Source organism: Arthrobacter sp. 05L421, assembly GCF_056397785.1.
In genome coordinates, this window is the sequence record NZ_JBFTOC010000001.1 from 156,757 (window position 1) to 169,565 (window position 12,809).

At 68.2% G+C, this 12,809-nt stretch carries 8 protein-coding genes; 4 read left to right on the plus strand and 4 right to left on the minus strand.

The genetic code is table 11. The annotated features are described in order from the left end of the window. Window positions 1–210: 210 nt before the first annotated feature. From AC1DKQ_RS00670 to AC1DKQ_RS00680, 3 genes are all read right to left on the minus strand, one after another. On the minus strand, window positions 211–3,840 hold the full coding sequence (locus AC1DKQ_RS00670) for an ATP-dependent helicase (protein ID WP_476917948.1): 3,630 nt from the start codon (window positions 3,838–3,840) through the stop codon (window positions 211–213). Further along, window positions 3,837–7,181, minus strand: a complete 3,345-nt coding sequence (locus AC1DKQ_RS00675) for an ATP-dependent helicase (RefSeq protein ID WP_476917949.1) — start codon at window positions 7,179–7,181, stop codon at window positions 3,837–3,839. Before AC1DKQ_RS00675 ends, AC1DKQ_RS00670 begins: the two co-directional genes overlap by 4 nt. 68 nt (window positions 7,182–7,249) lie before the next feature. Further along, window positions 7,250–7,666, minus strand: coding sequence for an MGMT family protein (locus tag AC1DKQ_RS00680; RefSeq protein WP_476882795.1), 417 nt, complete (start codon window positions 7,664–7,666; stop codon window positions 7,250–7,252). 97 nt (window positions 7,667–7,763) lie between these two features. On the opposite strand from AC1DKQ_RS00680, the gene AC1DKQ_RS00685 reads away from it, so the two are divergent. From AC1DKQ_RS00685 to AC1DKQ_RS00700, 4 genes are all read left to right on the plus strand, one after another. Next, entirely contained in the window at window positions 7,764–8,474 is a 711-nt protein-coding gene (locus tag AC1DKQ_RS00685; RefSeq protein WP_476917950.1) for an exonuclease domain-containing protein, read from the plus strand. Window positions 8,475–8,932: 458 nt separating this feature from the next. Next, window positions 8,933–9,868: an ABC transporter substrate-binding protein gene (locus AC1DKQ_RS00690; RefSeq protein ID WP_476882914.1), complete on the plus strand. Its 936-nt coding sequence runs from the start codon at window positions 8,933–8,935 to the stop codon at window positions 9,866–9,868. Window positions 9,869–9,871: 3 nt separating this feature from the next. Then, entirely contained in the window at window positions 9,872–10,636 is a 765-nt protein-coding gene (locus AC1DKQ_RS00695) for an amino acid ABC transporter permease (RefSeq protein WP_476882793.1), read from the plus strand. Beyond that, complete coding sequence (locus tag AC1DKQ_RS00700; RefSeq protein WP_476882792.1) at window positions 10,633–11,370, plus strand: amino acid ABC transporter ATP-binding protein; 738 nt, start codon at window positions 10,633–10,635, stop codon at window positions 11,368–11,370. Before AC1DKQ_RS00695 ends, AC1DKQ_RS00700 begins: the two co-directional genes overlap by 4 nt. 99 nt (window positions 11,371–11,469) lie before the next feature. On the opposite strand, the gene hemL is transcribed toward AC1DKQ_RS00700, so the two are convergent. Further along, a complete protein-coding gene (gene hemL, locus AC1DKQ_RS00705; protein WP_476917951.1) occupies window positions 11,470–12,801 on the minus strand; it encodes a glutamate-1-semialdehyde 2,1-aminomutase in 1,332 nt (443 codons plus the stop codon). Window positions 12,802–12,809: the final 8 nt, after the last annotated feature.

Below are 12,809 nucleotides of genomic sequence, written 5' to 3' on the forward strand. Positions count from 1 at the left end.
CGCGTCGGCACAATCGATCGCCGTCATTCAGCCGGACTCCACGGCGAAGCCGGGCTCCACGGCGAAGCCGGGCTCGGACGACAACACGTCGACCGCCGCCATCACGGTGGTCGACACCACCTCCCGCTAGACCCGGCGCCGCCTGCCAGTTCAGTCAGGGCGCCTGCCCCCGGACTCGCGCCGGCCGGCGCACGCCTGGCAGGAATCCGACTAGGCGCCCCGCGCCGTCGATGTCCTTCCCAGCGCCGCTGCCACGATTCCCTCAAGCTGTTCCGCTGAGCCGAGATCGTGGGGACGGACCACCTGGTTGTCGGCCACGTAATAGAACGCGGCCCGGACGTCCTCCAGCGGGAGCCCTTTGAGCCGGGCCCAGGCCAGGCGGTAGACGGCGAGCTGGACTGCCTTCACCTTCAGCTGGGCCGCCGAGGGGCGGCGACCGGTCTTCCAGTCCACAAGGTCCCAGCCGCCGTCGGCGTCGCGGAACACGGCGTCGATCCTGCCCCGGACCACCACATCGCCAATCCGCGTCTCAACCGGGACCTCGACATGGGCGGGGGCGCGGTGCGCCCACTCGGACTGGCGGAATGTTTCCACCATGGAATCCAGGCCGTAGGCCTCGTCGATGTGGTCGTCAGCGCCGGCAGCCTCGCCCAGGTCCAGCATCCCGGCGGCGCCGAAGTATTCCTCCACCCAGGCGTGGAAGGCCGTGCCCTTGCGGGCCGACATCCCCGGCTCGCGCGGGACCGGCCTGCGCAGGCGGGCCACGACGGAGCCTGCATCATCCTCCAGGTCCACCAGGGTGGATGCCGAGATATGGCCCGGCAGATGCACTTCCTGGACCACCGAGCGCCGGGAACGGCGTTCCAGCAAAGTGGCAGCCTCCCTTGCCCATCCGGCCGAAGGACCGCGCAGGATCGGACGCCGTCCGCCGTCGGCGCCGGGGTGCGACGGAGCCGCGACGGTGTCCACATCACCGGCCACGTGGCTGTCCGGGCCGGCCTCCATGGCCTGAAGGACACGGGCCGCGGCGGATTCCATGGCCGCGCGCCGGCCCGGGACAAGACGCAGCCGTTTCCCCGTCCGCGGATCATGCGGCCCCTCCAGAGGATCGTAGGGCCAGGCGGCGACTTCAAGTTCAGAGGTCAAGGGGCTTTCGGCCGGCAGCGCGTCCTCGCTGACGGAGAGCGGGTGGATCTCGGCTGCGCCTTCCGCGGTGAGGCCCTCCAGCCCCGAAAGAAAGGGAGACATTTCGGCCAAACCGGCCCGGGATCCCACCCACGCGGCACTTGAAATCCAGAGCACGTGTTTTGCACGGGTATATGCCACGTAGGCCAGGCGCCGTTCCTCGGCCTCGCCGTGCGTCTGGACGGCCGACTTGAACTCCTTCTCGGCGTCGAGCCAGCCTTTCTGGTCCGGCTGCTCGAGGTCCCATTGGGGCAGGTCGGCGCGATCGCCGCGCAACGGCCACGGCAATGCGGCACTGCCGCTGCTCCACCGCGAGTCCCTGCTGCTGGGGAACGCCCCGGCGTTGAGCCCGGGAACGAACACGACATCCCATTCCAACCCCTTGGAAGCGTGCACGGTCAGGAGCTGGACGGCCTCGTGGTTCACCTCCGGCGCCGCGGCATCGAGGCCGTTTTCCTCGGCCGCCGCGGCTTCCAGCCACGCGAGGAACGCCAGGACGTCCACCCGCTGTGAGGTGTGCAGGAACCCGGCCGCTGCGTCCTGGAAGGCATCCAGGTTGCGGCGGGCCTGGTGGATGCTGATCCCGGGCCGCGCGGCAACTTCGATGTCCAGGAGCATCGCCCGTTCAACCTCGCCCAGCAAGGTGGTGAGATCGTCCCCCATGTAGCTGCGCAGCTGCCGGAGCTCGTCAGAGAGCCGCTGCAGCCGGCCGCGGGCCTCCGGGCTCAGCCTGCGGCCGTGCGCCGAGGTCCAGCCGTCGCGCGGCAGCCAGTCCAGGGCCTCGACCAGGCTGGCGGAATCCGTGATGTCGCCTTCGACCACTGCGTCATCGCCCGTGTCCAGCCCGGCGTCGTCGGCGTCCAGGCCGCCGGGGCGGCCCCGACGGCGCGCCAGGAAACTGGACCAGTCCCGCAGGGCCATCAGGTCTGCCGGGCCGATCCGCCACCGCGCGCCGGCCAGCAGACGCATGAGGGAGTCCGAGCGGCCGGGGTCGGCCAGGACCCGGAGGGTGGCGACAAGATCGATGATTTCCGGTGTGTCCAACAGCCCGCCGAGACCGACGATTTCATAGGGAATGCCCCGGACTTCGAATTCGCGGCGAATGCATTCCATCTGTGCCCGTCGCCGGCAGAGGACGGCCATGGCCGGCGGAACTGGGTCGGCGGACTGCGGGGCGTCGAAGTCCGTAACCCGGAATTTCAGCACATCTCCGGCGATTGCCGCGGCCTCGGCTTCGTCCGTGGCGAAGCGCCCCATCACGACCCTGCCCTCGACGGCGGCAGGGCTGGGCTGCAAGGGAGGTACCTCGACGGCATCGGCAGTTTCCCGGGCCCCGGCGGCCCCGAGATTCGCCGCCGCCTTGCTCAGCGGTGCCGAAATGAGGTTGGCCGTGGCCAGGATGTTGCGCCCGTTGCGCCACGCGGTGGTCAAATACGACGTCGGCGCCACGGCGAAGCGCCGGGCCGGGCCGCTTCCCTGATCCCCGCCGGTTCCCTGGTCCCCGCCGGTTCCCTGGTCCCCACCGGTTCCTTGGTCTGTGTCGGCGCTGTGGGCGGTGGCTTCGCCGCTGACGAGGATCGGGAATTCGCGCACGAAGTGGAAAAGTTGCCCGGCCGACGCTCCCCGGAATCCGTAGATGGACTGATTCGGGTCCCCCACCGCGGTGACCGCGTGGCCGTCGCCGAAGAGCCGGGAGAACAGCACCAGCTGGGCGTGCGACGTGTCCTGGAACTCATCGAGGAGCACTACCTTGTAGCGTTGGCGCTCCGTTTGGGCGGCTATTGGAATCTCGCTGGCCACCCGCGCCGCGAGGGCCACGAGGTCGCCGAAGTCCAGGGCGCCCCGGGCGCGCTTCGCCGCGGAATAGCGGCCCACCATGTCCGCGACGCTGGCCCGGGTGCGCAGCATCGCGCTGAGCTCGCCAGCCGCCTGGGTGGGGTTCTTCTTGGCCTCCGCGACATACGGCAGCGACTCGAAGGCTGCGATCCGTTCCAGCAGCCAGCCACGGACCTGGGCCGGGTCCTGCAGGTGCTCCGCGCACTCTCCTGCCAGTTGGATCACGGCTTTGACCAGGGTCGACTTGGCGGACCGGAAGTGTTCGTAGTCCCCGTCAAAGGCTTCCACCACCTCGCTGGCGAGCTGGAACGACTGGGCCCCGCCGAGCAGCACGACATCGCGTTCCACGCCGAGGCGGAGGCCGTAGTCGGACACGATGCCGCTCGCGTAAGAGTGGTAGGTGGAGACCTTGGGTTCCAGCGCATCCGTGCTCAGCAGCCCGGCCGGGAAGAGAGTGTTCCCGGTGTCGGCCGCCGCGATGCGCGCCAGCGCGGCCAGCTTGGCCCTAATCCGCGAGGCGAGCTCACCGGCGGCCTTACGGGTGAACGTGACTCCCAGGACTTCCTCCGGCCGGACCCAGCCGTTGGCAACGAGCCAGACCACCCGGTCGGCCATGGTGGCTGTCTTCCCCGAGCCTGCCCCGGCGATCACGAGCCGCGGCGTGAGGGGCGAGGAAATGATCAGGGACTGTTCGGCAGTGGGGCTGTTCTTCTCCCCCAGCAGTCCGGACAGCTCCTCCGGGCTGAAGCGCGGCTCGGGAAGGGGAATCGGTGCCAGCTCCAGATGGGCCAAGCCGGTCTCCGGCGCCTCGGGGGTCATTCAGTAACCTGCTTTCCCCGCACGCACAGCGGGCACACTTCGGGGAGCCGGCAGCCGTGGCCGCCGTGGCCCCCCTTGGACGGATCGTGCCGGGCCTGGAAAACACTGCCGGACATGACGCGGGCGGCGTCGCCGACCATCTCCAGCGCCCAGTTGTCCTGCGGGTCCAGTGGGGCCTGGGCTTGGATTCCCGGGCTCTTGGTTGTGGTGCCCAGCTGGGCCAGGACGGCTCCGCCGGGCAGCGGGGGCGGCCCGTCGTCGGGGCCCGCAAAGCCGCCGGCCAGCACGGCAGCCTGATAGGCGCCAAGCTGCGGGTGGCGGTCCAGATCCGCCTTGCCGGGCTGGCGTTTGCCGGTCTTGAGGTCGATGATCACCAGCCGGCCCTCGGCGTCGATCTCGAGCCTGTCCACCTGGCCGCGGAGCACGGCGGGCCGCGCCGGCCCGATGCTCCCGCCCTCGCCGGATTCGGATCCGGGTCCGCGGGTGGTCTCCGCCGGAACGTCCGGCAGCTTCACCTCAAAGTCCTGTTCGACGCCGATCAGGCTCCGGCCCTCGCTGCGCATCACGAGGACATACTGGGCGAGCTTACGGACCATGGACTCGGCACGCTGGAAGTCCAGCTTGCCTTCCCAGTTGTCCTTCATCCCCAGTGTGGGCCAGCGCCGGACGAGTTCGGCGACATATTCGCTGCCCGAGGCGTCCGGCAAGTCCTGCGCAATGGCGTGCACCAGCGTTCCCAGGCTGCGGGCAAAATCCGTCGCGGCTTCCCCGCCGGCGGCCTGGACGAACCAGTCCAACGGCGATTTCTGCACGGTTTCGACCTTCGACGGCGACACGAACACGGTGCCGCCCGGGGGAACAACAGGCTCCTCCGAGGACAACCCGGCCAGTCCCCACCAGCTCGCGGGGTGGGCGCCGGGAACCGGCGGCTGAGCCGTGGCGAGGACTCCCAGCACGGCCGCGGCTTCGGCCGATTCGGCTGCCTTTGGGTCGAGTTGGGCGTACTGGCGCAGTTCCGCGACTAGCGCCCTGAGGGTCAGCGGACGCTCAACCGGGGTGAAGCCCCGACGGTCCTGCCCCGGCTGCAGCGGCGCCACATAGTCCAGGAACGAGGACGGCTGCTCATCCTCCGAGGACACGGCCGTGCAGATCAGCACCTCCCGGGCGCGGGACACCGCGGTGGAAAAGCTTCGGAGCTCGTCATACCGGATTTCCCGCAGGCGGCTCTGCGGGTCAAGTCGCAGGGCATACTCCACACCGTGTTCGACGGCGTCGGCGAACAAAGTGCTGCCGAGCAGCTCGCCGCGCAGCCGGGTGTTGGGCCACACACCTTCCTGCAGTCCCGGCACGATCACCACGGGCCATTCCCGGCCGGCGGCGCTTGCAGGGGTCATGAGCTCCACCGCGTCTTCCAGCTGCGCCCTGGCGGCCAGGGTATCCATGGGCAGTTCCTGGCTCAGCAGGTATTCAAGGAATTGCTCCGGGCCCGAGCCCGGCAGCTGGTCGACAAAGCGTTCCGCGGTGTGGAACAGCGCCATCATGGCATCGAGGTCACGGTCGGCCCGGGCACCGGCCGATCCTCCGGCGAGGGCGGCCTCGGTCCAGCGGGAGGCCAGCCCGGTGGAATGCCAGAGCGCCCAGAGCACCGTCTCGGCGTTACCTCCGGGGGCCTCGGCGGCGTCCTGCCCCGCCCGGATCATCCGGGCGATCCGGCGGGCCGAGTGCCCCTCGATGCCCAGCGTTGCCAGCGCCCCCGGCTCCAGCAGAGCTTCGACCAGGAGGGCGTCGCTGGTGCGTCCGCCGCCGCCCAGGAGTTCCTCCCGGCGCAGCGACTGCCGCAGCCTCCGCAATTCAATCGAGGTGGCGCCGCCTATCCGCGACGTCAGCAAGGACACAGCCGATTCGGGCGTGAGCACCGCGGGGTCGAGGGCCACCGCATAGGCATCCAGCAGTGGACGGACCGCGACCTCATCCCGGACAGCGGACTCGGCGACGGGAATCCGGACCGGAATCCCCTGGCCAGCCAGGTACCGCTGCAGCTGGCTGAGCTGGCCGCCGTTGCGCACGATCACAGCAATGTCCCCGAGCTCGCGGGCGTCGTTCAGCTGGGCCTCGAGGATCCGCTGCGCCACGTACCGCAGTTCGTGGACATGCGACGGCAGCAGATGGGCCTCGACCGTCCCCGGGCGGCTGTCGGCGCGGGGCGGCCCGTCCGGCGTCGGGACAGCAGATCCCGTCGTCGGGACCGGCGCCCTGTACGGAGTCGGGGCCGGTTCAGGCTGTTCGAGCCTTCGTGCGGACTGCCCGCCGGACCTGCGGGAAATGCGCCCCGCCACCGACAGCCATGCCTCTGCCACGGCCGGTGCGTGCCGATGCGCGGTCCACAGCGGCCGTTCCAGGATCGCCCCGTCAGTGGCCAGGAGGCGGGGAAGCTCCGCCACGAGGTCGGGGCGCGCCCCGCGGAAACCCTGAACCACGGTGTCCGGCGAGGCAGTGATGATGGCGTCCTTGCCGGCGGCGATGTCTGCCAGCAGTTCGAAGACCGCGGGGTTCGCTTCCTGGATGTCGTCCACGAGAATCAGTTGCAGGCGGTCGCGCTCGGCGGCGAGGAAATCCGGTGAGTCCTGGAAGATCTGGCGTGCGGCAGTGATGATGCCGGCGGGGTCGAAGGCCTCGGGCATGCGCAAATCCAGGACGTCGCGGTACTCGGAGTACAGTGCGGCCGCCGGAATCCAGTCGGGCCGGTTGCACTGCCGGGCCAGCGCCACCAGGTCCTCGGCCGTCCGCCCGGACTCGATGATGCGGTCAAAGAGCTGGCGCACTTCCTGCCGGAATCCGCGGGTCTGCAGGGCCGCGTCCAGGTCCTCCGGCCACGGCAGCTCGAGGCCGGGCAACGCATGGCCCTCCAGCAATTCCTTGATGATCAGGTCCTGTTCGGGACCGGAGAGCAGCTTCGGCTGGCGCGGAAGCGGGAGGAGGCCTTCGGCCTTGGCACGGCGGATCAGATCGAAGGCATAGGACGCCCAGGTCCGCGCAGGCGTCGTGCTCAGGCTGCGGTTCAATCGGGCCGTGAAGCGGTCGCGCAGCGTGTCCGCGGCGAGCCTTCCGGGCGCCAGGATGAGCATCCGCTCCGGATCAAGGCCGTCCCGCAGGGCGCGGCGAACGGCTGCCTCGACAAGGACCGTCGACTTTCCGGTGCCGGGCGCCCCGGGCACCAGGACGGGGCCGGAACCGGGCGGGACCTCCACGGCGCTGAGCTGGTCCGGCGACAGCACCGGGACCGCGCTGTGGTGGGTCCGTGGCGGCAACAGGCGCAGCCCTGCAGACGGAAACTTTGTCACTTTAGACGGTGCCTGCTCTGTCTGCTCAAACTGTGGCTGTTCAAAATTCTGGCCGTGGCTGGGGGTACTCACACAGTCATTTCATCATCGGGTACCGACAATTTATGTGACTCCCGCTCGAGCCGCTCAGCGATGGCATCGATCCGGTCGAAGTCGGCGTCGGTGGGCGCCCACCGGCCGGACGCCAGGTCAACGCGCCAGCGGCCCTCGCCGGTCCGGAGGAAGTCCTCATAATGGCCCAGCAGCGGCGTCCCCTCCTGGAGATAGAGCGCCAAGGCCTCGTGCTCGAGGCCGGGAGGCGCGTCCCCGCTGGACTTCAGGACGCGCCACCAGGGCACGCTGCTGCCATGGTGGCTCATGACCGAACCGACCTGGCGCGGGCCGCCGGCGCCGAGGAGTTCTGCAACATCGCCATAGGCCACTGCCGCGCCGGCCGGGATCAACGCCACGAGCTCCAGCACAGCCTCCACATACTCCGTTCGCATCGATCCAGCCTAGCCGTTCCAGACTCCGGAACGGTGCCCAGGCGGCACGCGGGCACGGCGGTCAAAAACTGTCGGAGGCAGCAGGTAGCGTTGACGCATGAGCACTTGGAACAGCCTTCCCCGCGCAGCCTTCGATCTCGAAACGACCGGCCGCAACTCCCGTTCGGCGCGGATCGTCACGGCGTCGGTCACGGTGGTGGACTCCGCCGGTGGAGTGATCAAGGAACACGAGTGGCTTGCCGATCCCGGCGTAGAGATCCCCACCGAGGCCAGCGATATACACGGCGTCACCACCGAGCAGGCCCGCCGCGAAGGCCGCCCCGCCACGGAAGTGACGCGCGAACTCGCCGCCGTGCTGCAGGAGCTCTTCGACGACGGCGTGCCCGTTGTCGCCTTTAACGCCAGCTACGACTTCACCGTGCTCGCTGCCGAATCGGCCCGCTACGGCGTCCCGCAGTTGAGCCGATTCCCCGTCCTGGACCCCTACGTCATGAACAAGCAGGTGGACCGCTACCGCAAGGGCAAGCGCACGTTGACCGCCCTGTGCGAGGAATACGGCGTCAATCTGGACAACGCCCACACCTCGGCCGCCGACGCCCTGGCAACCCTGCGCATGCTCGATGCCATGGCCGGAAAATTTCCCAAGCTCAGGATGCCGGCGAGCAACCTGCACCAGCTCCAGGTCGAATGGGCCTCCGCCCAGGCCGCCGATTTCCAGAGCTACCTGCGCAAGACAAAGCCGGCCGCGGTGATCGAAGGTGACTGGCCCGTCCTGCCTCCTGAGGACGCCAGCCGCGGCGACTTTTAGGATTTCTAAAGGCCGGCTTTCTGGACGCCGGGTTCTGAACACCGGGCTTTCTAAACGCCTAAACGCCTGGACCCCTGGAGGTCCGGAACCGGGAGCACTTCTTAAAACGAAACTTTCGTCGGCGTAAAGGCTCACCTAGACCGCCGAGCCCTGTAATTCCAGTGATTGCGACGGAGCTCACACCGCCTGGGGCTTCGAACTGCCGCTTGCCCCGACGCCGATGATTCCGCCACACCTCGTCGGCGCTTCCCGGATCATCGCCGATTACTTGGGAACCTGAAGATACTTCGCAGAATGAACACCTCAGCCCTGATTCGTTCGGATTGAATGGGCCTCCCCGCGGGGTGACACAATTATCTTTCGCGGCGTGTCTGCTCCACCCGGCGCCCAAGCCAGCGGCCGGGAGCCCTGATGAGCCTCCCGCGACCCACTGAATTTCAGACGAAAGTGATTGCGTGATGAAAAGCAAAGCCTTGAAGTGGCTGACAACCGTTCCCGTGGCCATCGCCGTGGCGGTCTCCCTTGCAGCGTGCGGCGGCGGGACGGCCCAGACAACGGCGTCATCGACCGATGCCCTCCAGGGCAGCGACCAGAAATCCTTGGACAAATACACCACCAAGGACGTCACTCCCCTGGACAAGATTGACAAGTCCAAGCTCGGCCTGCTGAGTGAAGGAACCCTGACTGTGGGCACCCTTTCGGATGCTCCGCCGAACATCTACATCGACAAGTCCGGCAAATTCACCGGCTACGACAACGAGCTCCTGCGTGCCATTGCGGACAAGCTGGGCCTCAAGGTGGAGTTCAAGTCGACCGGCTTCGCGTCGCTGCTCGCCCAGGTCCAGAACAAGCAGTTCGACCTCGGGTCCTCCTCGATTTCCACCACCGACGCGCGCCGTAAGACCGTTGGCTTCACCAACGGTTACGACTTCGGCTACATGGCCGTGGTGGCCAAGAAAGACTCCAACATCAAGGGGTTCAAGGACCTGACCAAGGACTCCCGCATCGCCGTGGTCCAGGGCACGGTGCAGGATGACTACGTCACCAACACCCTTCAGATCGAGCCCGTCCGCTTCGAGGACTACAACACCGCTTACGCCAACTTGAAGAACGGACAGGTTGACGCCTGGGTCGCTCCGTCCCAGCAGGCCACCGGCCAGGTCAAGGAAGGCGATGGCACGGTCATCGCCGAGTCGGTTGTGAACACCCAGAACTTCACCGCGTACGCCGTGAACAAGGAAAACCAGCCGCTCATTGACGCGCTGAACTCCGGCCTCGACGCTGTGATTGCCGACGGCACCTGGTCCAAGCTGACCAAGGAATGGTACCCGGACCGCGAGACCCCGGCCACGTGGTCCCCGGGCTCCAAAGCCGTCACCGTTCCGAAGTCCTAGTCCATGGATGCACTCGATCAACTCGTAAAGACCTTCTTTGACTGGGAGGCGATGGCAGCCGTCCTACCGAACATGATTAAGTTCGGCCTGCCCAACACCCTGATCCTGGCAGGTTCCTCGGGCGTGCTCGGGTGCATCCTGGGCATGTTCCTGGCCGTCATGGGCACGTCCCGCATCACTGCGCTGCGTTGGCTCTCCCGGATCTACACGGATGTGTTTCGCGGCGTCCCGGCGATTGTGATCATCCTCCTGATCGGCCTCGGGCTTGGACCCGTGGTCCGGGTCACAACCGGATCCACCAACCCGTTCCCTCTCGCCATCTTCGCCCTGACCCTAATGGCGGCGGCCTACATCGGCGAGATCTTCCGCTCCGGCATCCAGAGCGTGGAAAAGGGCCAGTTGGAGGCCTCCCGCGCCCTGGGCTTCAGCTATGGCTCGTCCATGCGCCTCGTGGTGATCCCGCAGGGCATCCGACGGGTGCTCCCGGCCCTGGTCAACCAGTTCATCGCGCTGATCAAGGACTCGTCCCTGATCTACCTGCTGGGCCTGATCGCCAGCCAGCGCGAGATCTTCCGGATCGGGAACGACGCCGCCGCCAACACGGGGAACCTTTCGCCGCTCGTGGCCGCGGCGTTCATGTACCTCATCCTGACCGTTCCGCTCACCCACTTGGTCAACTACATCGACAACCGCCTGCGCACCGGCCGTCCGGAGAAACGTCAGCCCGACGACGCCGCGGCCCTGATCGGGAAGGGAGCACAGCCATGAGCGAATTCGCGTCCGGTTCGCTGACCGGCAAGAACCTGCACCTGTCCTTCGGCTCGAACCATGTCCTCCGCGGCATCGACCTGCACGTCGAGAAGGGCACCACCGCCTCGGTGATCGGCCCCTCCGGATCGGGCAAGTCCACGCTGCTACGGGTCATGAACCGCCTGATCGAACCGGACCAGGGCGATATCCTGCTCGATGGCCGCTCGGTCCTGAAGGACAACCCGGACGAGCTGCGCCAGCGGATCGGCATGGTGTTCCAGCAGTTCAATCTGTTCCCGCACAAGACCGTGGTGGACAACGTCTCGCTCGCGCTGCGGAAGCTGCGCAAGCTGCCGGCCGAGCAGGCCCAGGCAGAAGCGCTTGAACAGCTCGACTTGGTGGGGCTCAAGCACAAGGCCGACGCGCGTCCCGCCAACCTCTCCGGTGGCCAGCAGCAGCGCGTCGCCATTGCGCGCGCCCTGGCCATGAAACCGGAGGTGATGTTCTTCGACGAGGCCACCTCGGCCCTGGACCCAGAGCTCGTCAAGGGTGTCCTGGCGCTGATGGCCGATCTCGCCAAGGGCGGCATGACCATGGTGGTGGTGACCCACGAGATGGGCTTCTCCCGCAACGTCTCGGACACCGTGACGTTCATGGACGCCGGCGTGGTGGTCGAGTCCGGTCCGCCGGAACAGATCTTCACGAGCCCGGAGACCGAACGGCTGCAAGGGTTCCTCGCGGACGTTCTCTAGGCCGCCTGCGGCAGCATTAACTACTGATGGCACCCGCCGCTGCGGGTGCCATCAGCCATTTAAGGATGCCGGCCATGAGAGCCCGACGCCGGCCGCAGGCTACGGCTTGGCGCCGGCCGCCGCCTTCGCCGCCGCCGGCAGGGCGTCGAAGATCCGGTTCATCGCAGTGTCGTCGTGCGCGGCGGAGAGGAACCATGCCTCGAAGACCGACGGCGGCAGGTAGACCCCCGAGTCCAGCATGGAGTGGAAGAACGGGGCGTAGCGGAACACGTCCTGGCCCTGGGCGTCGTCGTAGTTGTGGACCCCCCGTGCGCCCGTGCCGAAGGCCACGGAGAACAGGTTGCCCGCGCGCTGGATGGAGTGATCCACGCCGGCTGCGTAGAGCGCGGAGGACAGCGCCGCGGAGAGTTCGAGCGAGCGGGCGTCCACGAACGAGTAGACCTCGGGGGTGGCATGCGTGAGGGTCGCGACGCCGGCGGCCATGGCCACCGGGTTACCGGACAGCGTTCCGGCCTGGTAGACGGGACCCACGGGCGCCAGATAGTCCATGACGTCGGCGCGTCCGCCAAGGGCCGCCGTCGGCATGCCGCCGCCAATCACCTTCCCGAACGTCAGCAGGTCGGGGGCCCACGGCTCGGCGGCGTCGGCCGCCCCGCCGGTCAGGCCCCAGTAGCCGGAGTACCCGGTGCGGAAGCCGGTCAGGACCTCGTCGAGGATCAGCAGGGCGCCGTGCTCGCGGGTGATCCGGGATAGGCCTGCGTTGAAGCCGTCGGCGGGGGTCACCACGCCCATATTGGCGGGAGCGGCTTCGGTGATGACGGCGGCAATGCTGTCGCCGTGCTTGGCGAAGGCGGCTTCGACGGCGTCGAGGTCGTTATAGGGCAGCACGAGAGTCTCGGCGGCCGTCGCGGCGGTGACGCCGGCCGAGCCGGGCAGCGCAAGGGTCGCCAGGCCGGAGCCCGCGGCGGCGAGGAGGCCGTCGAGGTGGCCGTGGTAGCAGCCGGCGAACTTGATGATCAGGTTCCGCCCCGTGAAGCCGCGGGCCAGCCGGACGGCCGTCATGGTCGCCTCCGTGCCGGTGGACACCATCCGGACGCGCTCGGCGGCCGGGACGCGCTCCTTGACGATGGCGGCGAGGTTGGCCTCGTCCGGTGTGGACGCGCCGAAGGACAGCCCGCGGTCGACGGCGGCGTGCACGGCGGCGAGGACCTCCGGGTGGGCGTGTCCCAGCAGCGCCGGGCCCCAGGAGCAGACGAGGTCGACGTAGTCGGCGCCGTCTGCGTCGGTCAGGTAGGCACCCTTCGCGGACACCATGAACCGCGGCGTCCCGCCCACGGAGCCGAAGGCACGCACGGGTGAGTTCACACCGCCCGGCATCAGCTGGCGGGCGCGGTCAAAGAGTTCCTCGTTGCGAGGCATGCTGGAAGTCATGGTTCCTA

Excerpts from the sequence above, each read along its gene's own strand:
- AC1DKQ_RS00680 (WP_476882795.1), bottom strand. The coding sequence starts at position 7,666 with ATGCGAACGGAGTATGTGGAGGCTGTGCTGGAGCTCGTGGCGTTGATC.
- AC1DKQ_RS00670 (WP_476917948.1), bottom strand. The coding sequence starts at position 3,840 with ATGACCCCCGAGGCGCCGGAGACCGGCTTGGCCCATCTGGAGCTGGCA.
- AC1DKQ_RS00690 (WP_476882914.1), top strand. The coding sequence starts at position 8,933 with ATGAAAAGCAAAGCCTTGAAGTGGCTGACAACCGTTCCCGTGGCCATC.
- AC1DKQ_RS00685 (WP_476917950.1), top strand. The coding sequence starts at position 7,764 with ATGAGCACTTGGAACAGCCTTCCCCGCGCAGCCTTCGATCTCGAAACG.
- AC1DKQ_RS00695 (WP_476882793.1), top strand. The coding sequence starts at position 9,872 with ATGGATGCACTCGATCAACTCGTAAAGACCTTCTTTGACTGGGAGGCG.
- AC1DKQ_RS00700 (WP_476882792.1), top strand. The coding sequence starts at position 10,633 with ATGAGCGAATTCGCGTCCGGTTCGCTGACCGGCAAGAACCTGCACCTG.
- hemL (WP_476917951.1), bottom strand. The coding sequence starts at position 12,801 with ATGACTTCCAGCATGCCTCGCAACGAGGAACTCTTTGACCGCGCCCGC.